Below are 26,024 nucleotides of genomic sequence, written 5' to 3' on the forward strand. Positions count from 1 at the left end.
CTGTTTAAAATTGTTTACTTTAGAGAGTACCTTATTGATAATAATTATAAAAATTTAAGTATGGCTTTTGATATAGACATGATTAAAAAGGTGTATGCAAACTTCGGTAGCCGCGTAGAGGCTGCACGTAAAGTTGTGGGCAGGCCTTTAACATTATCTGAAAAAATATTATATGCACACCTTTGGGATGGAGATCCTAAAAAGGCGTTTAAGCGTGGATCTGATTATGTAGACTTTGCACCAGACCGCGTAGCGATGCAGGATGCTACCGCGCAGATGGCTTTATTGCAATTTATGCAGGCGGGCCGTCCGAAGGTTGCAGTGCCTTCTACTGTACATTGCGATCACTTAATTACAGCCAAAGAAGGCGCGGCCATAGATTTACCTCACGCCAAAACAGAAAGTGCAGAAGTTTTTGATTTCTTGTCATCTGTATCCAACAAATATGGTATCGGTTTCTGGAAACCAGGCGCTGGTATCATCCACCAGGTTGTACTGGAGAATTATGCTTTCCCGGGTGGAATGATGATCGGTACCGACTCGCACACGGTAAATGCCGGCGGTTTAGGCATGGTGGCTATTGGCGTTGGTGGTGCTGATGCCTGTGATGTAATGGCGGGTTTACCATGGGAACTAAAATTCCCTAAATTGATCGGTGTAAAACTAACCGGTAAATTAAACGGCTGGACGGCTGCTAAAGATGTAATCCTAAAAGTAGCTGGTATTTTAACGGTAAAAGGTGGTACAGGAGCCATTGTAGAATATTTTGGCGATGGCGCTACCTCCATGAGCTGTACAGGTAAAGGTACCATTTGTAATATGGGTGCCGAAATTGGTGCAACAACTTCTACCTTTGGTTACGATGAAAGCATGGAGCGTTACCTACGTGCAACCAACAGAAACGAAGTGGCAGATGAGGCGAATAAAATTGCCGCTTATTTGACCGGCGACGCTGAAGTTTATGCTGATCCTGAAAATTATTTTGATCAGGTGATCGAGATTGATTTAGATACTTTGGAGCCTTACTTAAATGGTCCTTTTACACCAGATTTAGCTACCCCGGTTTCGCAAATGAAAACGGAAGCAGAAAAAAATGGCTGGCCATTAAAAGTAGAATGGGGCTTAATCGGTTCTTGTACTAACTCTTCTTACGAAGATTTATCAAGGGCAGCTTCTATTGCTAATCAGGCTATTGCTAAAGGTTTAACCACCAAAGCGGAGTTTGGCATTAACCCGGGATCTGAGCAGGTACGCTATACCGCAAACCGTGATGGTTACCTAAAAACTTTCGAAGATTTGAATGCAACAATATTCACCAATGCCTGCGGTCCATGTATTGGTATGTGGGACCGTACAGGTGCAGAGAAAGCTGAAAAAAACACCATTGTACACTCATTTAACAGAAACTTTGCTAAACGAGCCGATGGTAACCCGAATACTTTCGCTTTTGTAGCTTCGCCGGAAATGGTGGCAGCCATTGCCATTTCGGGTAATTTAGGATTTAACCCATTAACAGATACCTTAACTAACGATAAAGGTGAGCAGGTTAAATTAGACCCGCCTACCGGCTATGAATTGCCAACCAAAGGTTTCGCAGTAGAAGACGCAGGTTTCCAGGCACCAGCAGCTGACGGCTCCCAGGTACAGGTTTTGGTTTCGCCAACTTCGCATCGTTTACAATTGTTAGATCCGTTTGCGCCTTGGGAAGGCACCGACCTGAGAGGGCTGAAACTCCTGATCAAAGCTAAAGGTAAATGTACTACCGACCATATTTCTATGGCAGGCCCATGGTTAAAGTTCCGTGGCCACCTGGACAACATCTCTAATAATATGCTAATTGGTGCGGTAAACTATTTCAATGACAAAACAGATACCGTTAAAAACCAGTTAACTGGCGAGTATGGTCCGGTACCAGCTACACAACGCGATTATAAAGCTGCTGGTTTGGGCTCAATCGTAGTGGGCGATGAAAACTACGGCGAAGGCTCATCACGTGAGCATGCAGCCATGGAGCCACGTCACCTGGGCGTACGTGCCGTATTGGTAAAATCTTTTGCCCGTATTCACGAAACCAACCTCAAAAAACAAGGTATGCTGGCCTTAACTTTTGCCGATAAAGACGATTACGATAAAATTTTAGAAGGTGATACGGTAGACATTTTAGGCTTAACCGATTTTGCTCCTGACCAACCGTTAACACTGGTATTACACCATGAAGATGGTACTACAGAGCAGTTTGCTGTTAACCATAGTTATAATGCACAACAAATTGAGTGGTTTAAAGCTGGTGGTGCGTTGAACATCATCAGGGCTGAAGCAGCGGCTAAGGCAGCGTTATAGTCTGAAGTCCGGTGTCGGAGGTCCGAAGTCCGCATGTAGGATATCAATCCCGTTTTGACTTAACAAAACGGGATTTTTTGTTTTCATAAAAGAATCGTTCTCTCGACTGAAACGCAGTGAAACGGAGATCTATTTAATTGGATTTAGCTTCGCTGATCACTTGTCTTGTTCTGAACTTTCTTACCAATATAACGGCCGCATAGCTAATGGCCGTTTCTTTTCGCTAACCATGTTAGGAATTCAGTAGTTTTTACCCACCTGCACTTGCAGACAGAGCGAAGTCTATCTATACAGATTTCTCGACTCCGTTGCACTCCGCTCGAAATGACGTTCCTCTTGAAGCTTATACTGTTCATTTTAACTCCGTTGTTTTTTTAAAAATGGTTGCCAGTAGTTACGATGGAATAGATAACAAGATAAAATCTACTCAAACTCATATCCACAATCATAACAATGATGGCACTTATTGGCTTTAATTGGGGTAGTAAAAGTTAAAAAAGCTAGTATAGTAGCCCAAAGACTATATTTTTTATCGGTTGCCATACCATAGCCTACGTTGGTAGAGCCGCATTTTTCACAAACGGTTTTACCTTCGACTGATTTTTCTTCACCGGTAATTTCATCTGACGATTCAAAATCCAAACTATTGTCTTCAGCCAACAAAGCATTAATGGCTTCCACATCCCGTTCAAAAACAATGAGTTTAACACCGCCAATGGCCTGGTTATAGAGCGGCTGGATTGTAGAAACATTTTCGTCGGCCAGGAAACAGGCAAATCCACTATCTTCGAATTTGGCTTTTATGATATTGGCCTCCATCGGGTTGTAATAGGTGCTATAAACTACGGTTCTATCATCCATATTCCAAACATAAGAATTTGTTTTATAATCAGAACGGCTGAAAATCAATTATGTTTTGAGAAATTCTTTCCACCAGTAGCCCGAATCTTTAATGGTACGTTCCTGGGTTTTAAAATCATTGTAAATCAACCCAAACCTTGCTGTAAAGCCCTCTGCCCATTCAAAATTATCCATTAATGTCCAGGCCATGTAACCCGCGATATTTACTCCTTCATTTTTTAGCTTGAGCAGTGCCGAAAGGTAAAGTTTAAAATATTCTATCCGTTCTGGATCATTTACACGCTTATCAATCAATTTATCATGGTAGGCAGCGCCATTTTCGGTAATGATAATATTTTTGATCGCCGGATAGGCTGCAAACTGTTTTACAATATTGTAAAAGCTATCGGCATTAATTTCCCAACCCATTGCCGTATGCGGTTTTTTTCTGCTCTTGGCTTTCACTTCCCAGGCCTGGATGACAGGGATGAAAGCATTGTATTTCACCGTTAACGGAAAATAGTTTTGAAGACCGACAAAATCAAAGTCGAATTTCATCCTTTCCTGCAATCGCCAGGTACCATACTCAATCTGGAATTTTTCAAGTACATCCCAATCTGCCGTAGGAAAACCCATGCCTAAGGTAGGCTCTACAAACAAACGGTTCATCAAACAATCTATCCGCTTTGCAGCCAGTACATCATTATCGCTTTCGGTGTAAGGGATTATTTCTGAGCAGGAATATGTAGTTCCGATGTTAGCATTGGCCACCTCGGCGCGTAAAATTTTGCCGCCCTCGGCCTGTGCTAAAGCCGTATGCAATACTGCAGGAAAAAAATTGGTCAAGCCTGTTTTCCCCGGCGCATGTATTCCAAGCATATAACCCAAAGAAGTATAACCAAAAGGTTCATTCAGTACGATCCAGTTTTTTACTTTATCGCCATATTCTAGTGCACAGATCATAACAAATGCATTAAAGGCTGCATTAATGCTAAAGCTCGTCCATCCACCCTCATCTTCTAAGGCCTGGGGCAAATCCCAATGATAGAGTGTAACATAAGGTGTGATTCCTTGTGATAAACATTCATCAATAAGATGATGGTAAAAACGGATGCCTTCCTCGTTTACTTCTCCTCTTCCATTGGGCAAAATCCTTGCCCAGGCGATAGAAAACCTAAACACTTTAAATCCCAGATATTTAACGAGCGCAACATCTTCGGCATAACGATGATAAAAATCGCAGGCAGGATCTAATTTATGGTTCTTTTTAATCTTGCCGTTTTTTGCCGTAAAGGTATCCCAGATGGATGGGCCTTTACCGTACTGTGTTGCTGTACCTTCTATCTGCGCCGCAGCAGTAGCTACTCCCCACAAAAAATCCGATCCAAAATCACTTGCTTTAACCATTGTTTACCGATTAATTGCCGTAAGTTGCGAGTTTAATATTAACAAATCATTAACAAGCAAAATGATTCGAAATAAAAACAATTTTTAATATTTTTACCCATGCGCTACTCCTTCATTTCTTTTCTATTGGTATCATTAAATCTCGCTGCCTTTGGAAAATTTGCACCACCTCTTAATGATGAACTGATAAATGCCGTAAATATTACCAATACGAGTGCATATTGTAGTGCGGATGCCGAATTTAACAATTTAGAAGCTACAGCAAGTAACCATAATAAAGCCCTAAACTGGCCATCAGTTGGAAAAGATGTATGGTATAAGTTTACCGCATCCAAGTTTGATGTTAATATTTCTGTTAGCGGAAAAATTGATGCCGCTAGTAAAAATACCCTGATTGCCCCATTGGTGGCCCTATATTCTTTTGATGCGGCAACAGGCTCGATAAGCGAGCAGGCTGGCTCGCAAGCCACATCAAATAATGTTATTTCATTATACAAAGGCGCTTTAACAGTGGGCCAGGTATACTATGTTAGGGTAAGTGCAGCGAACGATGCTACCGGTACCTTTAAACTTTGTATTGATAATTATTTCCCACCCATACAACCGGGGCAAGATTGTGGAACCTTCTCGGTACTATGCACAAAAGAAACCTTTACACAGCTTAATGTAACGGGAGCAGGAGCTAACAATCAAGAATCGGCCGGAACCTGCCTGGGTAAAGAATCTAACTCCGCCTGGTATATGTTTAAAGCTTCCAAGCCCGGTGATTTGACTTTTATTATCACGCCGACGGTAACCTCAAATGATATTGACTGGATTTTTTATGATTTAGGTATAAACGGAGATTGCAGTAAAGTAAGTGGCGCAACAGCTATACGTTGTGCATCGGGCAGTGGTGTAGATTGCAGTCCTTCTTATTATAAAACCGGCCTGAGCATGACGGAAACAGATTTAACTGAAGCATCAGGATGCCCTGCTGGCCAAAATGGCTTTGTGAAATACGTAGAGCTCGAACAGGATCATGTTTATGCGTTACTCATCGATAATTACTCGGGAGGGAATAATGGCTTTACTTTGGAATTCGGGGGCACGGCAGATTTTGCAGGGCCAACCGCGGAGATCGATGTTAAAAAACTAAATCCATGTACCAACAGCCAGACGTACATTTTTGAAAGCAGAGCATCAAACTTTGCTACCTTAAAATGGTCTTTTGGCGAAGGGGCAAGCCTGACTTCTGCCACCACAGCAGGACCATTTACCGTAACATACAGCACTCCGGGAGAGAAAATTGTGGTTTTAGAAGCCAAAGGTACAAACGGTTGCAATGTAGTGACCACGCAAACTTTTATTGTAGCAAATACACCTGAAAAACCAGCAATAAGTGCGTCAAATGTTAATTTATGCCAGGGAGATGTACTAAAATTGAGCACACCTTTTTTAAATTTAGCCAGCTACCACTGGTCAGGCCCAAACAATTTTAATTCGACAAGCCAAAATCCCGAAATTCCGGCAATCGGACCTGAGATAGCTGGTACCTACAAGCTTTATGTTCAGGTTGGGGATTGTGTGAGTGAGATAAATTCGGTGGAAATCTTATCGGTTGATTTAAAACCTGAAGCAATGTTTTCGATTGAGGTGAATAATAAGTGCGAAACCGATCAATCCTTTTCCTTTATCAATGCCTCTAAAAATTATACAAAGCTTACCTGGGATTTTGGCCAGGGAATAAAAAGCCAGGTTGCCACGGGTAACGACAGCAAAACAATAAACTTTACTAACCCTGGACTTAAAACAATCACGCTAACAGTTGAAACCAATAATGGCTGCCTATCAACTTTTAAAAAAGACATTTTAGTAGAAGTGAAGCCGGAAAAACCAGAAATAACTATTAATCAACCTGCTTTTTGTTTAAAAGATATTATAAAATTATCGGTACCGGCACAAGATGGGATCACTTATGCGTGGACCGGGCCAAACAATTATTCTGCCAGCACAAATGCCATTGAAATTCCGATAACAGATTTTAATGTGGCCGGAGAATATCAGGTTGTATTAACATCAGGATCTTGCAGTTCTGCCCCTGCAACTATCGTCATTCCGGCTATTGCCAGAATTCCAATTGCTAACTTTTATACCGAACCCTCTTTTAATGTAAAATTTTCAGCGCCTGTACCCATAACATTTACCAATACCTCAGTTGACGGGGATTTTTATGAATGGCGTTTTGGTGACGGTTTTAGCTCCTCGGAAAAAAGCCCAACCCATATTTATCAAACCGATGGAATATTCCGAATTACGTTAACTGCATTTTCCAAAAACGGATGCTCTAATTCGCTCACCCAGGGCGATCTGATTATCAAAAAGAATACATCTACATTTGTTCCTAATGCATTTTCGCCAAATGGTGATGGGATTAATGACGAACTGGTTATTGGTGTAACCAACCTCAAAAAATATAACATTCATATTTACAATCGCCTTGGCACCCAAATATTCTCTACCAATAACATATTTGAAAATTGGAATGGCACTTATAAGGGTAACGAACTGCCAGTTGGTGTTTATTATTACATCATTTCTGGCCTTGACTTATCAAATAAAAACATTAAATATTCAGGCTCAATAACATTAATCAGGTAACTTGTCAAAATACGGTAACTTGTCAAAATACCTTCATTCGATCTAAAGCTGGATGATGGAAAAAAATATTTTCTTAGTGCCAGATGGTAACATCAGGCGCACCAAAATTAGACACCACAATTATCATAATTCACAACTATTAAACAGCTAATTTTGAACGAATTCAGCCTGGCTTTCTTCATTCCTTAACGGATAAGTTCTCATGCTGATAATGGTAATTAGAAACGTAGGTCCATAGGTAATCACAAATTCATCAATTGAAAGGTACCTTAATTTTCCAAATAACAACAGATACACTAAAAAGATGATAACTGACGCAACAAAGGCTTTAACTGCAATAGTGCGTTTATTATAAACTATCTTAGTTTTACCATCAATCTTCCTCATGTTAAATAAAAGTGCACAAAAAGTTAATATAAGGAATACGCCAGCGTCCTTTATATCAAGATTAACGTTGAAATTATAGTTTGCAGATACAAGCGACAGCAGATTTATATACCCCATCATAATGACAAAAGTGATAGGCAGGCAAAACAATAAAGTAGTTAATGTTACTTTTAAAGAATAATTGAGTGCTTGTTTCATAGCGTGTTTAATTTAGATTGAGCTTAGATGCACTAAGATACAAATTCTCTGATTTTTTCGCTACGTTTTTAGTACAGTCTGGTTTTAAGCGGCCTGACTGATCAAACTATTTTTGCTACAAGGCAAGATGGTCAGATCTTACACCACTTACAACCGGTAAAATCTGGAATCATTTATCAATCATCCAGCTTTAATCCAATCTCTTTCAGCAAAATAGCGGCATTAAAAGTTTTGCACGGACCGTGTTTTAACAGATAATCAAATCTCATTTCTCCATCTGTAATCTGGATATCAAAATGGAAATTCCGGACTGCTTCGGGATGATCGATAATCAGATCAGCCAGTTGCAGGTCGTGGGTAGCAAAAAGTGCAGGCGTGTTTTCAGCAATCAGCTTTTGGATAAAAACCTTTGATCCTAAATATTTATCGCGGCTGTTGGTGCCCCGAAGCATTTCATCAATCAACACAAAAGTGTCTTTATCTTTTACCACATTATCCAAAATCATCTTCAAACGGTTCAGTTCTGCTTTAAAGGTAGAGGTACTTTCGTTCAGCGAATCTTTAATCCGCATATAAGTATTGATGGAAAAAACAGCTAATTGCATTTTTTGGGCGCAAACCGGCGCCCCTGCATAAGCCAGCACCATATTAATGCCCAAAGTGCGCAGAAAAGTACTTTTACCTGCCATATTAGAGCCTGTTACAATATCAACAGTTGGTTTGGACTCCACCCGAAAATCGTTATTTACCCTTACCTCCTGATGAATAAGCGGATGACCAATATGAGTAGTAGCCAATGCAAACTGATCGGTAATGACCGGAAATACCCAATCTGGCTGATTATAAGCCATTGTAGCCAGCGAAATCAATTCTTCAAAATCGCCCAGATGGTCGAGTGCAGTAATTACATCTTTTGAAGATGATTGATACCAATTATCTAAATGAATACAGCATTTTAAATCCCAAAGTAAAAGCGCATTGAGTACACCTCCCACAATGATATTTAGCCTGGCATCAAAATTTTCGATAATCCTTGTTAAAGATCTAATCTCCTTACTAACCGGAATTTTCGAATCAAGTAAATTTAGTATGTAGCTGCTTTTCCAATTTTGGCTTTCTGTCCATAAAATGGCCCTTGCATATCCGTTTAGCTGGTTCGAACTTCCGCCGAAGCTATAAAACACTTTGTTTATTTTTGAGCCCAGCAATACGTTCCACCCAATATGGATTACAACCAAAAGCGCTAAAACTTTCCAGAAAACACTACTTACCAAAATTGCAGTCAGTATCATAGCAATAGAAATATAAGGCACCAGCCTAACATAAAACCGTATAAAAGATCCTTTAACAAAGCTCAGCTGTTCACCCAACTGGCTTTTTAGCTGCACTTTGATCTGCTCTATTTTTTCAGGATCGTAGCCATGCAGGTTAGCCCTAAACCTATAGGTTTCTGCTATATTATGTTTTATTTCTTTTATGGCTTCCTGCCGGAGCAATATCCGATCCCTTGTCGTTTTCCCTGAAAAATTTTTAGCCAGCAACCTGATGCCGGTTTTGGTACTGCAACGGTTGGTGAGCGCAAACAGTGATGAGGCACCAAAAATATCAAGATCGGATGTATAAGGATGCTGTTCAGCCTCGAATGCTTTACCATGGTCATATCCGTTAGGGGTACCATGCAGCATGTTCCATTCGTTTTGATAAACCCATAAGAGTTGTTTTTTATAATCGATTTCACGATCCAACCGGCTTTGTCTGCGCACTACAAATGCAAAGGCAATAACCGGCAGTACTAAACAAATCTGGATTAACGTGCGCAGGTTGTCGTCTGCTGAACGCAGCAGCAAAACAAAAAATAAAATTTCGGCCAGAAACAAGCCTATACGCAATAAGGAAAGCTGATCGATCAGTTTTTTTGTTCGATCTATATGGGCAGTAACCTCATTGATTTTCTCCTGGTAACCGGCTATTATGGCGTCTTGTAGTTGCTGCATAAACTTTATTTTGTATATATTTTCGAAGGTATCAGATCGATAGATTGTCTTTTTTGTTACAATTTCTCTAAGTTTGAATTTCAAAATCCTAAAGATAGGCAAATTATTAAATGAAGATTACCCTGATCGCCATTGGCAAAACTGAAGATAAATATTTAATTGAAGGAATTGAGAAATACATCAACCGACTAAAACATTATATCAACTTTAGTTTTTTAGCCATACCTGATGTAAAAAATGTTAAAAACCTGAGTGAAGCGCAACAAAAAGCAAAAGAGGCAGAATTGCTACATAAGCAGATCAATAATGGCGATATGGTAATTTTACTGGACGAGAATGGAAAAAAATATTCATCGGTTGAATTTTCCAGCTATTTAAACAAACAGATGATCGGCAGTGTTCAACATTTGATCTTTATTATTGGCGGGCCTTACGGATTTGACGACAGCATTTACAAACGGGCAAATGGCTTAATCTCACTATCTGATATGACTTTTTCGCACCAGATGATCAGGTTGTTTTTTGTGGAGCAGCTTTATCGCGGATTTAGTATCTTAAAGGGGGAACCTTATCACCATGCTTAGGATGGGAAATGTCTAAGGTCTGATGTGCGACTAGAATAAGATATGGAAAAAGGAAATATAAATCATCATTAAATAAAAAGACACTATGTTATTAGATAAATATAAAAGGGAATACAGGTACAAGAGCCGCCAGGGCGGCAGCAACAAATACTTATGGATCAGTATTATCATTTCACTGATTATTGGTGGCTTGATCTGGTATTTCGGTTAGGCGCATAAAAAAACACCAGACAAATTGCCTGGTGTTTTTTTATCTCCAGTATTATAGCTTAAACGCCTTTTTTACTTGTCATATTAGCTTTTTTAGCAGGAGCTGAAGTTTTAGTAGTTGCTTTTGCGCTGGCTGCTGCCTTAGCACCAGTAGCTTTTACTTTTTTATCGCCTGCTTTTTCTTCAGCTAATTTAGCTTCTGCAGCCGGAGCCGGAGTTTCAGGTGCCTCTTCCGTAAACAATGGCAAATCTTTTAAAAGGTTATACCAGGTAATGATTTTTTTCATATCTGAAGCATAAACTTTTTCCTGATCATGCCCGGGAGCAACTTCCAAAAAGAAAGCGCGTAAATCGCCTTTAAGATCCGGAGTACTTCCTTTAGCAGAAATTTTGGCAAAAATATCAGCCAGTTTAATTTCTTCTTCTTCGCCATATACCGTAATATCTTCTAACGAAGCTAATTTTGTGTTGGTGATGTTGGCTACAATTTTAGTTTTTTGCGCATCTAAGCCTTCTAAAATATAACCTACCTTATTTTGTCCGACCAGTTTAAATAAACCTGGTCTGCCAGATACGGCAACAATTCCTCTTAAGTTCATATTTTTTTTGAGATATGAGATTCGAGATATGAGACATGAGAAATCACTCAAATCAAATAACTAAAACTCCTTGTTCAATTATTAAATGAGAATTGGACATCAATCAGAGCAATCAAGTCTCAAATCTAATGTCTCAAATCTCGCATCTATTTTTAATCTTCTACAACTTCAATATTTACAATCTTATCACCCTGACGAATATCATCAACAAGATCTACATTTTCGATAACTTTACCAAAGCAAGTGTGGTTACGGTCTAAATGAGCAGTATTGGCTCTGCTATGACAGATGAAAAACTGTGAACCACCAGTATTACGGCCAGCATGTGCCATCGATAAAACACCACGATCGTGATATTGATTTTCACCATCCAGTTCGCAGTCGATTTTGTAACCCGGGCCACCAGTACCTGCTAAATGTGCCTTAGCCGGATCTTTTGAATTCGGACATCCGCCCTGAACCACAAAGTTAGGAATTACACGGTGAAAAGTTACGCCATCGTAAAAGCCCTCTTTAGCTAATTTTTTAAAGTTTGCAACGGCTTTAGGCGCATCGTTATCGTAGAATTCTACGGTCATATCACCTTTTTCTGTTTTTATTATTGCTTTACTCATATCAATATCGGTACTAATTTTAAATTTTGTCCGCCAAAAAATTTTATAATTTTTAGTAAAGGGCAAAAATAACAAAATTGTATAACTTATAACATCATTAAATTTTTCTATCCAGTTTAAATGCGGTATTTTAGTGTTTTAAGCTACCGATTTGATAAAGAAATATTATATCCTGTTAATCTGCCTGCTTTGCTCTTTAGGGCTAAGGGCTTCTTCCCTATTAATTTATATGGATGAGGACCAAAAAAACCACTTAAAAGCTTATGGCATTGCCTATTGGACCATCAGTAAACAACTGGAGGTGGATTGGCTTTTAAATTATCGTGGCGGAAGTTTTTTAATTAAATACAATAAAATAGTTGAAGATGAGCTTAAAATCCGCGGCGTATCTTATGAAGTAATGGCCGATGGAAAGGTAACCAACCTGCTAAACGAAATCAGCGATCCTGCTGTGAATATGGAAATGGTTAAACTGGAGAAAACGCCCAAAATTGCCGTTTACTCTCCAAAAAGTAAATTGCCCTGGGATGATGCTGTTACACTTGTTTTAACCTATGCAGAAATTCCATACGATGTGATTTACGATGACGATATTCTTCAGGATAAACTAAGCAAATACGATTGGCTGCACCTGCACCATGAAGATTTTACAGGTCAGTATGGCCGTTTTTGGGCTAACTTCAGGTATGCTACCTGGTACCAGGAAGATGTTAAAAACCAGGAAACACTGGCCAAACGTATGGGCTATAAAAAAGTTTCGGAAATGAAATTAGCCGTAGCCAAACACATTAAAGAGTATTGTGCCGGTGGCGGTTTTTTGTTTGCCATGTGCTCTGGTACCGACAGTTTCGACATTGCATTAGCTGCGGAAGGTGTAGATATCTGTGCCCAGATGTTTGACGGGGATGCCGCAGACCCGAATGCACAATCGAAGCTTGATTTTAACAAAACCCTTGCTTTTCAGAATTTCAGGCTGGATAACAATCCTATGAATTATGAATTTTCGGATATTGATGTCACCCAAACCCGTACACTTAACCAGGCCAACGATTACTTTACCTTATTCGATTTTTCGGCCAAGTGGGATCTGGTACCAACTATGCTTACACAGGATCATGACAAGGTAATTAAAGGATTTATGGGGCAAACCACTGCCTTTAAAAAAAGCCTGGTGAAAACGAGTGTAACCGTTCTGGGCGAGAATAAGGGTGCAGCAGAGGTACGATATTTACATGGCGAAATCGGCAAAGGTCAGTTCACTTTTTACGGCGGACACGATCCGGAAGATTATCAGCACGCGGTGGGCGATCCGCCAACAGACCTAAGTTTGCATCCAAATTCGCCCGGCTACCGCCTGATCTTAAACAATGTACTTTTTCCGGCAGCTAAAAAGAAACCTCAAAAAACTTAAACTTTCTTAAGTAACAGTTCGGCATGCCTGCGCTTGAAGTCAAAAAGAAATTTATTCTTGCTGTATTCCTATTATGTATACAGTAAATGGTTATTCTTATTAGTTCTGAACTAGACCGTAAATACACCCAATCTTCACTAAAATTATACTGATAGCCAATAATTTAGCTCATAAATTGTAACACACTTGATACTTTGGCACAGCTTTTGGATATGTACTGACAATTAACAACAGGGTAATACCTGAGATTTAAACCAGATTTTTATTAAAAAAAATATCATGAAAAAGTTATTATTAAGTGCTTCAGTAGTTTTATTAGCAACAGGTGCTTTTGCTCAAAACACCATGACAGGAAGTGATGCGAGATTTGGAATAAAAGCCGGAGTAAACCTGGCAAGATTTCACGCAAGTGGTACCGATGGAAGTACATCATTCAACGACAGTGCAAAGGATAATGTTGGGTTTAATGTTACCGCATTTGCTGATTTCGGTGTAGGAAACAATTTTTTCATCCAACCGGGTGTGTCATTGCAGAATAAAGGTACCAAATTTGAAGAGACAAGAACAATTGGTGGCGTTACCAATACAACCACTAACAAAGTAAATTTGATGGCTATTGAAGTTCCTGTAAACGCGGTATTTAGAATCCCTACAGGTGATGCTGGTGCGGTACAAATTTCAGCAGGTCCTTATGTTGGATTTAACATATCAGGAAAAAACAAATTTGAGACGGTTACAACTGGTGGCTCTGCTGCCGGAACAGTATCTGATGAAAATGATTTAAAATTTGGTTCAACTACCGATAAAGACTATGCATCTACGGAGTTTGGTGCCAACTTCGGTTTAGCATACCGCACTACATCTGGATTTCTGGTAGGTGCTAATTATGGTTTAGGTTTATCAAACCTGGTACCTAAAGATTCTAGATCTGGAGACGGTAAATTAACTAACCGTGTATTAGGCTTCACAGTAGGTTATTCATTCTAGAAATAAAGATCATTAAAGAACAAAACCCTTCTCCGTTTATAACCCGGGAAGGGTTTTTTATGTGATTAATTTTGCTGACCTGTTTAATCGTAGAAATTCCAGCTTACCCCAAATTTCAATAAGGCATCTTGCATAGGGTATCGGTTTACCGTATAGTAACCCGGTTGGAAAAGGCCTTGATTTACAAAATCATATTTAACAAAAATATTGGCCCTCTTCAAATTAGCCTTAAAAAAGACATCAACTATTGGTCTTGACGGCAGGTTTGTTGGATTGCGCTCATCAATATAAAATTGAGCTGTAGCCGGTGAATACAAGTAATTTGCATATTCAGAGTTATACCTTACATCAAATCCTACATTGGCCTTTAATACTTTGAAAAAGGTATTATCAAAATAAATACTGTTATAAGTATAAAAATCAGGTGTTCTTAATACGGCATTTTTATCTGTTTTCTGATAAGCGACATAGTTTTCCATCACAAATTTACCAAACCTGGTTTTCTTAGATACATCCACCCTAATTAGGCTAATATCGGCAGTAGTCTGTTTTGGTAAAATAGCAGTTGTGCCATTAGTATGATCTGCAGCAAAATAAAGATAGTTGCTGGTTAAGTAATATTTGGCGCCTGCAGTAAAACCATACCGATCATTAATGTAATTGAAGGATAAATTGGCAATTTTGGTATTCTTAAAATCGTTGTCTGTCCACTGGTAATGATTGCCATGGTAATAATTAAAAATAGCCGCCGGAGTTTGGTTCTGCGCATAAGCCCCCAACTCAATCCTGCCAATGGTTTTGCCTAAAAGAATTTTACTTTTCGCTTCATATAAATAATCGCCGGCATTTTCGCCCTGCAAAATTTGCTGTACATCTAGATTGAAATCTATGTTATTACAAAACCGATAACCCGCCGCACCTAAAATGGTGATGTTTTGATATGCAAACCTGCTTTGTTCATAACTGGTGCCATCTTGCTTTAAGCCCAGGTATTCATGTGTATAATAATCGTGCCTTACACCCGCATCAACCTTTAATTCATTTTTTATAACCGAACTATTTTTTGGCCTTAAAAAGAAACTGTAAATAAATTCATTCTTGATGTGTTTTACATGGGTAGAATCGTCGGTATATACCGTACTCGCCATTCCGGGAGGCAGCACATTGTTCGGATCAGCTCCGTTTTTATAGAAATCATAACTATCTTTATTATATTCAAACGTATAGGAAACCTTATTGGTAGGCAAAACCGCATTATTAACATTTACAGAGGTATCTATCCTGCCTACATAATAGGTTTGTTTCAAGAATATGGTATTTTTCCGGTATAGATTTCTCGCGTCAGCTAAGTTTATAGGCTCTGCCTCTCTTGAAATTTTAGAATAGTTAGGTTCGAATAACCCTGTAGCTACTGTAGAACCATTCTCATAGGCGCGCATGGTGTTGAAAATTGCCGATGCCCACATATTATAACGTTTATTGGGCGACTGATACCATGAAAATATGGCAACATTCAAGTTATCGCCACGCTGCCTGGAATAAAAACCCTTGGAATCGCCACGGTTAAAATTGACCCCAACGTTCCAGTTTTTTTTAATATTCTGTGTATGTACAGCCCTGAAAAGCTGCTCTTTTTGGCCCGCACTTATAAAGTATAAGCTGGTAAAGGGCGTTCTTGCCTGATAGTAAATGATATCATCAGGTGTTAAAGCATAATAATCAAGAGAATGAAAACCTACGTCAAAACCAATACGCTTACTGGGTTCGTAAAGTAAGGGCCTTGCCGAAAGCCCCATATTACCATTGTTAATGGTTGGATGGGCGGGCTGTAAAAGCGGACTATAGTTCTGAATATTAACCGTTGAGGTGTCAAGCGGCAATAGCACAATGCTATCTTTTGTTAAAGACAGCTTGGTAAAACGAATATATTTCGCGGTAAAAACTACAGAATCTTTGGCGCCATCCAGCTTCTTCCTAACTGAATCGAGTTCTTTATTGGTACCAACACTTGTTTTTAGATCTTGTGCAAAGGCTTTGCTTAAGCCTAAAAGCAGGAAGAGAAAAAAACAGATCTTAACAGCTTTATGCATCTTATAGTTCAGAAATTAAGCGGGTTAAAATCTCAGTCATCTTAGGTTCGGCTTTGGCTGCCGCGGCTAAAATTTCATCCAGGTCAAAAGGTTGCAGATCTTCCGGAAAACCTTCGTCTGTAAGTACCGAAATGGCAAAAACAGGCAAACCAGCATGGTTGGCCACAATAACTTCTGGCACCGTACTCATACCTACTGCGTCAGCTCCAATTAAACGCAGGTAACGGTACTCAGCTTTTGTTTCTAAATTAGGTCCGGAAACTGCAACATATACACCTTTATGACATTTGATATCAACACTTTTAGCGATTTCCAAGGCTTTGGCTATAATATTACGCTTATAAGGCTGGCTCATATCCGGAAAACGCGGGCCCAATTCACTTTCGATCAAACCACGCAACGGATTATCCGGCTGTAAATTGATATGATCGTCGATGATCATCAAATCGCCCTTTTTAAATTCGGGATTTAAGGAACCCGCAGCATTAGACACAATTAAATTTTCAATACCCAAACCTTTCATTACCCTAACCGGAAAAGTGATCTGTTGCATGCTATAGCCTTCATAGTAATGCAAACGACCTTGCATGGCTACAATTTTCTTCCCGTTTAATTTCCCAAAAATGAGTTTCCCGCTGTGGAACTCTAAAGTAGAAATAGGAAAATTAGGGATATTAGAATACATCAGCTGATGTTCAATTTCGATTTCTTTTACCAGACCACCCAGGCCAGTGCCTAAAATAATACCTATTTCGGGCTTAAAGTTCTCTGTTTTGCGTTTTATATATTCAACGGTTTCTTCTATTGCTCTTAACATAATTTAAAATGAGTTCGTCAAAGGTAATCTTATCTTCTTCAAATAATTCAACCTCTATGGGTAAATAATATATAGGTAAATCTACCAGTAAATCTTTAAATCCGGTAGCTCTTAAACGTTTGCTATCCTTTTCTGTTGTGATAACAATTTTATCTTTTTTATTGCTGGCCATAAAAGCCGATTTAAACTTCTTAAGATCATCATTTTTAAAAGCATAATGATCAGGAAATTTTTCGTGTTTAATGGTTCCGGTGTATTTTTCAAGTTCTTCTATTAATGGATCGGCATTTGCGATTCCGGTGAGCAGGAAAATTTCGAAATTTTTAACCGACTCTAGTGTTTGGCGTTCGTTCTGGTATAAATGGATCAGATCGCCATATTTTAAGTAAGAATGTAGTACAGGCTGATCTGCATTTGGCTGTAATTCATTTACCGATGCCTGTTGGGCCACATGCAATAAAGGCACGGGCGATTTGGTAACCAAAAACACATCGGCTCTTTTGCGCGAGGAGAAAACATCCCTTAAATTACCTGCAGGCAGCAAAAACTGCAAAGTGCCTAGTTTCCTAAACTCAAACAGCAAAATATTTAATCCAGCCCTAATGGCGCGGTGCTGAAAAGCATCATCCAGAATGATCACATCATGATTGTTTTGCAACTGTTTTACCCCTTTTACCCGGTCTTCGCATACCGCCACGGTAACGTGCTTAAATTTCTGGTAGTACTGTAAAGGTTCATCACCAATTGTTTCGGCAGTGGCATCATCATTGGCCAGGATAAAACCTCTGGTTTTCCGCCCATAACCCCGGCTTAAAATAGCTACTTTATAGTCCGAAAGCAACCTGACGAGGTATTCGGTAGTTGGTGTTTTTCCAGAGCCGCCAACAGCGAGGTTGCCCACGCAAATCAAAGGTAGGTTGAATGATACACTGCGCATGATTCCCCAATCATAAAGCTTTTTCCGTAGTGTAATGGCCATGGCATAAACCAATGAAAAAGGAAGCAATAAAAGGCGTAAATAATTAACTAGCATAGTATCGTGTTTTCAAAATTACTGATTATTTAAAAAAGAACGGCATTGCTTTAGGCAATGTCCTTAAACTGAACCTTTGCCGTTTAAAAATGTTTGCTGAATAATACCCACTCGGAAACTACTATGGTTTAAATTGATGAGGTTATATTTTATTTTTATACGCCCTTTTTCACAAAAAACATAAATAAATATCTTCAAATGAGTAATTAGTAGCTGGCCAGTTATTTCCCATTCTTATATAACCGTGTTGGCCCTACTCACACCCCGTATTTTACTATGGATCGATAAGGCAATAACCTGCTGGAGGGAAATTTTATCCGGATAAAAACACGTTTGTAAAAGAGCGTAAACAGAAACGCTAAACAAGAAACGCGCAGATGGCAACATCTGAAAGCACATTAAACGATTAGATGAAAGTAGCCTACATCGCATTAGCACATTGTACAGCTGGCTTGCAAAGCCCGGTATTTACTCTACATTTCCTTCTGTGATTAAAAACAACAAACGGAACAAATAGCGCATTAAAACGTTATATTAGCATTCCGTCTTATTTTATGCAGGCCGAAACAGAAATTTTAATTATTGGGGGTGGATTGGCAGGCTTAACTGCAGCACTTCACCTGAATAAGGTGGGTTTAATGGTTACATTGATCGAGAAAGATACTTATCCCCACCATAAGGTTTGCGGTGAATATATTTCGAACGAGGTAATTCCTTATTTTAAATGGCTCGGACTGGATATCGAAAGCCTCGCACCTACATTCATCAGCGACCTGCTTTTTACTTCAAATCTAAGTAAAAGTATACAAACTAAACTGCCACTGGGTGGCTTTGGTTTGAGCAGGTATACGCTCGATCATTATCTGTATAGCGAACTGATCAAAAGAAAGGTAAATATTGTTCATGACCGCGTTGTAGAAATCAGTTTTGCCAACAACCAATTTACAGTAGCCACTACAAACCATACCTTTAATGCTGCTTACGTAATTGGTGCATATGGAAAAAGATCTTCTATTGATATTAAATTAAACCGGCCTTTTATGAGCAAGCAATCGCCTTACCTGGCTGTTAAAGCACATTACAAAGGCAATTTCCCTAATCATCTGGTTAGTCTCAACAATTTTGAAGGCGGTTATTGTGGTGTTTCAAAGGTTGAAAACGAACGGTTAAATATTTGTTACCTTGCAAATTATGAGCACTTCAAAAAACACAAAAACCTATCTGGCTTTCAGGAAAACGTACTATATAAAAACAGGTATCTAAAAGATATTTTAGAAAATGCGACCAGCTTATTCGACAATCCATTAACCATTAGTCAGGTTTCTTTTGAACGTAAAGACCCCGTGTACGACCATATTTTAATGGTTGGCGATACTGCAGGCTTGATCCATCCGCTTTGCGGTAATGGTATGGCTATGGCCGTTCACGCTGCAAAAATTGCTTCAGAACTTTTGCAGCAAAGAATAGATGGCAAGATCAGTTCGCGTGTGGCACTGGAAGCAAGTTATACCGCATACTGGAACAGGGAATTTAAAAGCCGCTTAAAAATGGGAAGAATGTTAGCCACCTTGCTGATAAACACTCAATTAGAAAGCTTAGCGGTAAATACATTAATTAAAATGCCATTTTTGTTCCATAGCATAATAAAAAAAACACATGGCAAGCCCATCACAATATCATCATAAATGCCAGTAAACACCGAATTCAGAAGCACAGCACCAGAAATTATGGATGATTTCGCCATGGAGGGCGAAATATTGCGCGATGCGCTCGACAAAATAGCCAGCATTAATCAACTTCTTGGTGGCAATAAAGTTACCCTGGCAGGAGTTAAAATGTTAATCGCCAGCAAACCATCCGATCAGGTTTTCCGTATTACCGATATTGGCTGCGGAAATGGAGACATGTTGCGCACTTTGGCTGATTACGCAAAAAAGAAAGGTTTGCATTTTATTTTAAAGGGAATAGATGCCAATAAATTTACAATCAGTCATGCGCAAAGTTTATCAACCAACTACCCTAATATAACCTATGCCTGCAGCGATATTTTTGATGATTTAAGTAAAACAGAACCTTGCGATATTATGCTTTGCACTTTAACGCTTCATCATTTTAAAGATGAAGAAATTATAAATCTGTTACAGAATTTTAAAAGATCGGCAACAATGGGGATTGTAATAAACGACCTGCAGCGAAGCGCAATAGCCTATTACCTGTTCAAGGCGCTTTGTTATGTTTTCAGGTTAAATGATATGTCGAGAGAAGATGGATTAATATCCATTTTACGTGGATTCAAAAGGGCAGATTTGCTAAAGTATACAAAACAATTAAACCTAAAATCAAGTTCCATAAAATGGAAATGGGCTTTCCGCTACCAGTGGATAATTAAAACAACATGAGCGTAACCATAAAAGCAGTAAGTAAAGCCTTACCAGCATACTCGCGGTCAACCGCCGACATTTTACCTCTTTTAGATAGCTGGCTGATCGATCAGGATGACCGCTTCATCAGAAAGGTAAAAAAAATTTTTGAAGGCGCTGCGGTAGATAAAAGATACTCGATCATGGCGCCCGAAGATGTTTTTAGTGATTTAAGCTTCGAGGAAAGAAACGACATTTATGTGCGCGAAGGCATAAAGCTAGGAGCCGAATGTTTGGAAACCGCACTCGAAAAAGCCAGTTGGCAGGCACAGGATTTAGATTACATCATTACCGTAAGCTGCACAGGAATCATGATTCCATCTTTGGATGCTTATCTGATCAATCTGCTTAAACTCCGTCAGGACATTGTTCGTTTACCCGTAACCGAAATGGGTTGCGCTGCTGGTGTATCGGGTATGATTTATGCGAAGAATTTTCTGAAAGCTAACCCAGGCAAGCGTGCAGCGGTGATTGCGGTAGAATCGCCCACAGCAACCTTTCAGTTAAACGATTATTCGATGGCCAATATCGTTAGTGCGGCCATATTTGGTGATGGTGCTGCCTGTGTATTATTAAGCTCGGATAAAGAAGATACCGGGCCGGAGATTCTGGCAGAAGAGATGTACCACTTTTATGATGCAGAGGAAATGATGGGCTTTAAACTCACCGATACCGGACTGCAAATGGTACTGGATGTAGCCGTTCCTGAAACCATTGCTAATCATTTCCCGGATATCATCCATCCATTTTTGAAGAAAAACGGGTTCGAAATCAATGATATCAATCATTTAATCTTCCACCCGGGCGGAAAAAAAATTATTCAGACTGTTGAAGAATTATTCGGACAGCTTGGCAAAAATATAAACGACACAAAAGAGGTATTAAGGCTTTATGGAAACATGAGCAGTGCTACGGTTCTTTATGTTTTGGAACGGATGATGGATAAAAAACCGATGCCGGGAGAAAAAGGGCTGATGTTAAGCTTTGGCCCAGGTTTCTCAGCACAACGCATACTCCTACAATGGTAAAGTTTATCCACTCAATAATCTGCTCATGACAACAGAAGAAATACTAGCTCAACTGCCTTATGGTAAACCGTTTCTTTTTGTTGATGAGTTACTGCACGTTGATGAAAGTGGAGCTAAAGGCACTTACACCTATGCTAAAGACCTAGCCTTTTATAAGGGCCATTTCAAAAATCACCCCGTTACGCCAGCAGTAATCCTTACTGAAACCATGGCGCAGATCGGCTTGGTTTGCCTGGGCATTTACCTGCTTAAAGGGATTGGAACTGATCAAAATATATCCATTGCCATGACTTCAAACGCCGTTGATTTTTTAAAACCTGTTGCACCCGGCGAGCAGGTGACGGTTACGAGCGAAAAAGTGTATTTTAGGTTTAATAAACTCAGCTGTAAGGTAAAGATGGAAAATGCAGCCGGAGAGGTAGTTTGCAAAGGAAATATTTCTGGCATGTTAATTCCGAAAGAAAATGGATAATAGAGTGGTCATTACGGGTTTAGGGGTATGCGCGCCCAACGGCACTACTATTAATGAGTTTTCTGATGCCATAAAACAGGGTATTTCTGGCATTCGGCACCAGCCGGATCTGGAAACCTTAAACTTTTCCTGTCAGATAGCTGGTAAACCATTGCTTAGCGAAGAACGGATCAGCCAATATTTTACACCGCTTGAATTGCGGAACCTAAACAGTACAGGTATTGTTTACGGTGTTATTGCTGGTTTAGATGCCTGGCAGGATGCAGGCCTAACCATCGAAAATAATGACGAACCCGACTGGGATAGTGGCACCATTTTCGGAACAGGTACTTCCGGTATAGATAAATTTAGATGGGCCATTAACAAAATAGACGCGCTCGAAATTAAAAAACTGGGCAGTTCAGTCGTGATCCAAACCATGGCCAGTGGCGTGAGTGCTTTTATCAGTGGGAAACTGGGCTTAGGCAACCAGGTCAGTACCAATTCATCTGCCTGCGCAACAGGAGTCGAAAGTATATGGCTGGCCTGCGAAAGAATTAAAACCGGTCAGGCTAAAAGAATTTTAGCAGGAAGTACCAGCGACAGCGGACCTTATATTTGGGGTGGTTTTGATGCCATGAAAGTTTGTACTTATAAGCATAATGATGCACCTGAAAAAGGTAGCCGCCCGATGAGTTCAACAGCAAGCGGCTTCGTGCCGGGAAGTGGCGCAGGTGCTTTGGTATTGGAATCGCTTGAAAGTGCATTGGCTAGAAAAGCTAAAATTTATGGCGAAGTACTTGGTGGTCATATCAATTCGGGCGGTCAGCGGGGTTTAGGCTCCATGACCGCACCAAACCCTACAGCAGTACAACGCTGTATCCAGGCTGCATTAAAAAATGCGGGTATTGAAGCACAAGAAATCGACTTGATTAACGGCCACCTTACCGCGACTACTAAAGATGCGCTGGAAATAGAAAACTGGAAAGTAGCCCTACAGTTACCTGATGGTAATTTTCCATACATCAATTCTTTAAAGGGTATGATTGGTCATTGTATTGCAGCATCCGGGAGTATAGAATGTGTGGCCTCGATACTTGAGCTTACAGAGGGTTTCATCTTTCCCAATATTAATTGTGAAGACTTAAACCCAGATATTACTGTTTTAATTGACGAAAAATGTATTCCGCAAACCCTAATTCATCAGCCCATTAATATTTTAGCGAAAGCCAGTTTTGGTTTTGGCGATATTAATGCCTGTATTATTTTTAAAAAGTATCCACATGAATAAAGAAGAGATTATCGAAATCCTGAAAACAATTATCGAACCTTACAGTGAAGAGGTAACCGCCCTGGCTCACATCGACGAAAATACCGATTTTATAAATGATTTAAAAATAAATTCGGCCAACCTGGTTGATATTGTCCTGGATGTTGAAGAAAAATTCAACATCGAAATAGATAACGATTCGATGGCTAAAATGCTTACGGTAAAAGCTACAACCGAAATTATCGCTCAAAAACTGGAAGCACATGCTGGGTAATGACATTGTTGACCTGGATCTGGCCAAAATTCAAAGCAACTGGCGGCGTAAAAATTACCTCGATAAAATTTTCACTCCAAAAGAACAGTCATTGATTACATCTGCAAATAATCCTGATGAAATGGTTTGGCTATTGTGGAGCATGAAAGAATCGGCCTATAAAATCCATAACCGCAAAACGGGCATCCGCGATTTTGCACCGAAAAATTTCAGCTGTACCATCCATGCAGACAGCTATGGAGCGGTCAGTATTGACAACTATACCTATTTCACCAAAAGCAATATACAAACAGCGTTTATACACACCATAGCTGCGCCTGTTTACAATAAACTGGAAAAAATTAAAGTAGCTATTTACGAATTACCTGATCACCCAAATGATTACAAAAGCACCCAACCTGCTTCTGTAAGCCATCATGGGCAGTATTTGGCTTTGGTATATTAATAAATTCTTGTTTCATCTGTAATTACAGACAAGTGTCAATTGGCAACAACCGACACCACAACAAGTTGGTAACAACCAACACCACGAACAAACCGACACGACAAGAAACACCATTAACGCGTCATTTAAACAGCCAAATTTTAACCATAATAAACCTATAATTAACCCATATTATCATTCCTTTAGACAGTCAAACGTTTACGCTGTTTTCTTTACAGAATAATGGAATGGCCTACCCCAAAAAGCATTATCTTTGCACAAATCATAAAAAATAAAATATGCTTAAAGGATTTTTTAACATACCTACCCCGGTTAACGAGCCCATTAATAGCTATGCACCAGGCACAAAAGAGCGTTCGCTTTTAAAAGAGGCTATTGCCGAGGCGCGTGCTAAACAATTGGATATCCCGATGTTTATTGGCGGAAAAGAGGTACATACTCAAAATAAAAAGAAAGTTGTAGTTCCACATGATCATCAACATGTACTGGCTACCTTTAGTTATGGTGATAAAAGCCATGTAAAAGCAGCCATAGATGCTGCTTTGGCTGCCAAGACAAATTGGGAAGCTTTAGCCTGGGAACATAGAGCTGCTATTTTTATGAAAGCTGCTGATTTGTTTGCTACAAAATACCGGTACCAGATTAATGCGGCAACTATGCTTGGGCAAAGTAAAAATGCCTATCAGGCTGAAATTGATGCTGCTTGCGAACTGGTAGATTTCTTGCGTTTTAATGTCAGTTACATGCAGGATATTTATGGTCAACAGCCACCGGTATCGCCAAATGGCATGTGGAACAGAACGGAACAGCGACCTTTAGAGGGGTTTATATTTGCTTTAACTCCTTTCAATTTTACCGCAATTGCTGGTAATTTACCTGCTTGTGTAGCCATGATGGGCAATGTGGTGGTTTGGAAACCTGCCGATACGCAGGTTTATGCGGCTAATGTAATTATGCAGGTTTTCCGCGAAGCAGGCTTACCTAACGGCGTAATTAATCTTATTTTTGCAGATGGACCTGAAGTTGGCGATGTAGTTTTTAATCATGCTGATTTTGCAGGCATCCACTTTACAGGCTCAACAAAAGTTTTTCAGGAAATTTGGAAAACAATTGGAACAAACATCCATAAATACAAATCATATCCACGCATCGTTGGAGAAACCGGTGGTAAAGATTTTATCCTCGTTCATCCAAGTGCGGATGTTGCTGCTTCAGTTACTGCAATTGTTAGGGGTGCTTTCGAATATCAGGGACAAAAATGTTCTGCAGCCAGCCGTACTTATATCCCGAAAAGCTTATGGCCGGAGATTAAAAAATTAATGATCAGAGATTTAGCATCATTTAAAGTGGGCGGAACAGAAGATTTCGGTAACTTTATTAATGCCGTTATTGATGAGCGTTCTTTCGATAAATTGGCTAAATATATCGATCAGGCTAAAAAAGATCAAGGTGTAGAAGTTATTGCCGGTGGCAACTATGATAAGAGCAAAGGGTATTTCATCGAACCTACCGTTTTAGTAGTTGACGATCCGAAATATACCACCATGTGTGAGGAACTTTTTGGTCCGGTATTATCTGTTTACGTATACGAAGATCAGAAATTTGACCAGATTTTAGAAATAATCGACACCACATCACCCTATGCCTTAACGGGAGCTATTTTATCACAAGATAGATATGCTATAGAAAAAGCCAGTTATGCCTTGCGCAACGCTGCTGGTAATTTTTACATTAACGACAAATGTACAGGTGCCGTAGTTGGGCAACAACCATTTGGTGGCGCAAGAGGCTCGGGTACAAATGATAAAGCCGGGGCAATGATTAATTTATTGCGTTGGGTTTCTCCACGTACCATTAAAGAAACTTTTAATCCTCCAACTGATTATCGTTATCCATTTTTGGCAGAAGACTAATAAAATATAAACATGATATCGAAACCTCCGGAATGTCCGGAGGTTTTATTTTTACAGGAATGGCCGCTCTGG

Annotated in this window: 23 protein-coding genes; 14 read left to right on the top strand and 9 right to left on the bottom strand. The window is 39.6% G+C overall.

What is annotated here, in order from left to right; all coding sequences use genetic code 11:
- The first annotated feature begins 60 nt into the window (after positions 1 to 60).
- Positions 61 to 2,340, top strand: a complete 2,280-nt coding sequence (locus ACIQXP_RS15185; RefSeq protein WP_293744700.1) for an aconitate hydratase — start codon at positions 61 to 63, stop codon at positions 2,338 to 2,340.
- A 423-nt stretch (positions 2,341 to 2,763) separates the two neighbouring features.
- Here ACIQXP_RS15185 and ACIQXP_RS15190 read toward each other — a convergent pair whose 3' ends face one another.
- Both ACIQXP_RS15190 and ACIQXP_RS15195 read right to left on the bottom strand, forming a co-directional pair.
- On the bottom strand, positions 2,764 to 3,201 hold the full coding sequence (locus ACIQXP_RS15190) for a putative signal transducing protein (RefSeq protein ID WP_387505926.1): 438 nt from the start codon (positions 3,199 to 3,201) through the stop codon (positions 2,764 to 2,766).
- 48 nt (positions 3,202 to 3,249) lie between these two features.
- On the bottom strand, positions 3,250 to 4,587 hold the full coding sequence (locus ACIQXP_RS15195; RefSeq protein ID WP_293744702.1) for a GH1 family beta-glucosidase: 1,338 nt from the start codon (positions 4,585 to 4,587) through the stop codon (positions 3,250 to 3,252).
- A 99-nt stretch (positions 4,588 to 4,686) separates the two neighbouring features.
- Between ACIQXP_RS15195 and ACIQXP_RS15200 the strand changes: the two genes are divergently transcribed.
- Positions 4,687 to 7,227: a PKD domain-containing protein gene (locus ACIQXP_RS15200; RefSeq protein WP_387505925.1), complete on the top strand. Its 2,541-nt coding sequence runs from the start codon at positions 4,687 to 4,689 to the stop codon at positions 7,225 to 7,227.
- Positions 7,228 to 7,374: 147 nt separating this feature from the next.
- Here the strand turns inward: ACIQXP_RS15200 and ACIQXP_RS15205 are convergent, their stop codons facing one another.
- Together ACIQXP_RS15205 and ACIQXP_RS15210 are read right to left on the bottom strand one after the other, a co-directional pair.
- Entirely contained in the window at positions 7,375 to 7,812 is a 438-nt protein-coding gene (locus tag ACIQXP_RS15205; protein ID WP_293744704.1) for a hypothetical protein, read from the bottom strand.
- A gap of 176 nt (positions 7,813 to 7,988) precedes the next feature.
- A complete protein-coding gene (locus ACIQXP_RS15210; RefSeq protein ID WP_387505924.1) occupies positions 7,989 to 9,806 on the bottom strand; it encodes a MutS-related protein in 1,818 nt (605 codons plus the stop codon).
- Between the two features lie 110 nt (positions 9,807 to 9,916).
- Between ACIQXP_RS15210 and rlmH the strand changes: the two genes are divergently transcribed.
- Complete coding sequence (rlmH, locus tag ACIQXP_RS15215) at positions 9,917 to 10,390, top strand: 23S rRNA (pseudouridine(1915)-N(3))-methyltransferase RlmH (RefSeq protein WP_293744706.1); 474 nt, start codon at positions 9,917 to 9,919, stop codon at positions 10,388 to 10,390.
- Positions 10,391 to 10,475: 85 nt separating this feature from the next.
- Positions 10,476 to 10,601: a hypothetical protein gene (locus ACIQXP_RS15220; RefSeq protein ID WP_262987382.1), complete on the top strand. Its 126-nt coding sequence runs from the start codon at positions 10,476 to 10,478 to the stop codon at positions 10,599 to 10,601.
- Positions 10,602 to 10,659: 58 nt separating this feature from the next.
- Here the strand turns inward: ACIQXP_RS15220 and ACIQXP_RS15225 are convergent, their stop codons facing one another.
- Together ACIQXP_RS15225 and ACIQXP_RS15230 are read right to left on the bottom strand one after the other, a co-directional pair.
- Positions 10,660 to 11,199 (bottom strand): DUF5606 family protein, encoded by a 540-nt coding sequence (locus ACIQXP_RS15225; RefSeq protein WP_090983932.1) that lies wholly within the window; start codon positions 11,197 to 11,199, stop codon positions 10,660 to 10,662.
- Positions 11,200 to 11,351: 152 nt separating this feature from the next.
- Positions 11,352 to 11,813 carry a peptidylprolyl isomerase gene (locus tag ACIQXP_RS15230; protein ID WP_090983934.1) on the bottom strand — a complete coding sequence of 154 codons (462 nt, stop codon included), beginning with the start codon at positions 11,811 to 11,813 and terminating at the stop codon, positions 11,352 to 11,354.
- Positions 11,814 to 12,042: 229 nt separating this feature from the next.
- Between ACIQXP_RS15230 and ACIQXP_RS15235 the strand changes: the two genes are divergently transcribed.
- Together ACIQXP_RS15235 and ACIQXP_RS15240 are read left to right on the top strand one after the other, a co-directional pair.
- Positions 12,043 to 13,224 carry an asparagine synthetase B gene (locus tag ACIQXP_RS15235; protein WP_387505923.1) on the top strand — a complete coding sequence of 394 codons (1,182 nt, stop codon included), beginning with the start codon at positions 12,043 to 12,045 and terminating at the stop codon, positions 13,222 to 13,224.
- A 279-nt stretch (positions 13,225 to 13,503) separates the two neighbouring features.
- A complete protein-coding gene (locus ACIQXP_RS15240; protein ID WP_293744707.1) occupies positions 13,504 to 14,211 on the top strand; it encodes a porin family protein in 708 nt (235 codons plus the stop codon).
- Positions 14,212 to 14,294: 83 nt separating this feature from the next.
- Here the strand turns inward: ACIQXP_RS15240 and ACIQXP_RS15245 are convergent, their stop codons facing one another.
- From ACIQXP_RS15245 to lpxK, 3 genes are read right to left on the bottom strand one after another with little or no spacing between them, the layout of a single operon-like run.
- Complete coding sequence (locus ACIQXP_RS15245) at positions 14,295 to 16,301, bottom strand: putative porin (protein WP_387505922.1); 2,007 nt, start codon at positions 16,299 to 16,301, stop codon at positions 14,295 to 14,297.
- 1 nt (position 16,302) lies between these two features.
- The gene (locus ACIQXP_RS15250; protein WP_293744709.1) at positions 16,303 to 17,118 is read right to left on the bottom strand and encodes a purine-nucleoside phosphorylase; all 816 of its coding nucleotides are present in this window, start codon (positions 17,116 to 17,118) and stop codon (positions 16,303 to 16,305) included.
- Positions 17,090 to 18,151: a tetraacyldisaccharide 4'-kinase gene (gene lpxK, locus ACIQXP_RS15255; protein WP_387505921.1), complete on the bottom strand. Its 1,062-nt coding sequence runs from the start codon at positions 18,149 to 18,151 to the stop codon at positions 17,090 to 17,092. The genes ACIQXP_RS15250 and lpxK overlap by 29 nt, the downstream gene beginning before the upstream one ends.
- 554 nt (positions 18,152 to 18,705) lie before the next feature.
- On the opposite strand from lpxK, the gene ACIQXP_RS15260 reads away from it, so the two are divergent.
- From ACIQXP_RS15260 to pruA, 8 genes are all read left to right on the top strand, one after another.
- Entirely contained in the window at positions 18,706 to 19,836 is a 1,131-nt protein-coding gene (locus ACIQXP_RS15260) for an NAD(P)/FAD-dependent oxidoreductase (RefSeq protein ID WP_387505920.1), read from the top strand.
- Positions 19,837 to 20,550, top strand: coding sequence for a methyltransferase domain-containing protein (locus ACIQXP_RS15265; protein ID WP_293744712.1), 714 nt, complete (start codon positions 19,837 to 19,839; stop codon positions 20,548 to 20,550). It abuts the gene before it with no gap.
- On the top strand, positions 20,547 to 21,599 hold the full coding sequence (locus ACIQXP_RS15270) for a type III polyketide synthase (protein WP_293744713.1): 1,053 nt from the start codon (positions 20,547 to 20,549) through the stop codon (positions 21,597 to 21,599). The genes ACIQXP_RS15265 and ACIQXP_RS15270 overlap by 4 nt, the downstream gene beginning before the upstream one ends.
- 25 nt (positions 21,600 to 21,624) lie before the next feature.
- Positions 21,625 to 22,071 carry a 3-hydroxyacyl-ACP dehydratase FabZ family protein gene (locus ACIQXP_RS15275; RefSeq protein WP_293744714.1) on the top strand — a complete coding sequence of 149 codons (447 nt, stop codon included), beginning with the start codon at positions 21,625 to 21,627 and terminating at the stop codon, positions 22,069 to 22,071.
- A complete protein-coding gene (locus tag ACIQXP_RS15280) occupies positions 22,064 to 23,341 on the top strand; it encodes a beta-ketoacyl-[acyl-carrier-protein] synthase family protein (protein WP_387505919.1) in 1,278 nt (425 codons plus the stop codon). The genes ACIQXP_RS15275 and ACIQXP_RS15280 overlap by 8 nt, the downstream gene beginning before the upstream one ends.
- Positions 23,334 to 23,594 carry an acyl carrier protein gene (locus ACIQXP_RS15285; RefSeq protein WP_293744716.1) on the top strand — a complete coding sequence of 87 codons (261 nt, stop codon included), beginning with the start codon at positions 23,334 to 23,336 and terminating at the stop codon, positions 23,592 to 23,594. The genes ACIQXP_RS15280 and ACIQXP_RS15285 overlap by 8 nt, the downstream gene beginning before the upstream one ends.
- A complete protein-coding gene (locus tag ACIQXP_RS15290) occupies positions 23,584 to 24,039 on the top strand; it encodes a 4'-phosphopantetheinyl transferase family protein (RefSeq protein WP_387505918.1) in 456 nt (151 codons plus the stop codon). The genes ACIQXP_RS15285 and ACIQXP_RS15290 overlap by 11 nt, the downstream gene beginning before the upstream one ends.
- Positions 24,040 to 24,317: 278 nt before the next feature.
- The gene (gene pruA / locus ACIQXP_RS15295) at positions 24,318 to 25,952 is read left to right on the top strand and encodes an L-glutamate gamma-semialdehyde dehydrogenase (RefSeq protein ID WP_387505917.1); all 1,635 of its coding nucleotides are present in this window, start codon (positions 24,318 to 24,320) and stop codon (positions 25,950 to 25,952) included.
- Positions 25,953 to 26,024: the final 72 nt, after the last annotated feature.

This window comes from Pedobacter suwonensis (assembly GCF_044762335.1).
In the GTDB taxonomy this organism is placed as follows: domain Bacteria; phylum Bacteroidota; class Bacteroidia; order Sphingobacteriales; family Sphingobacteriaceae; genus Pedobacter.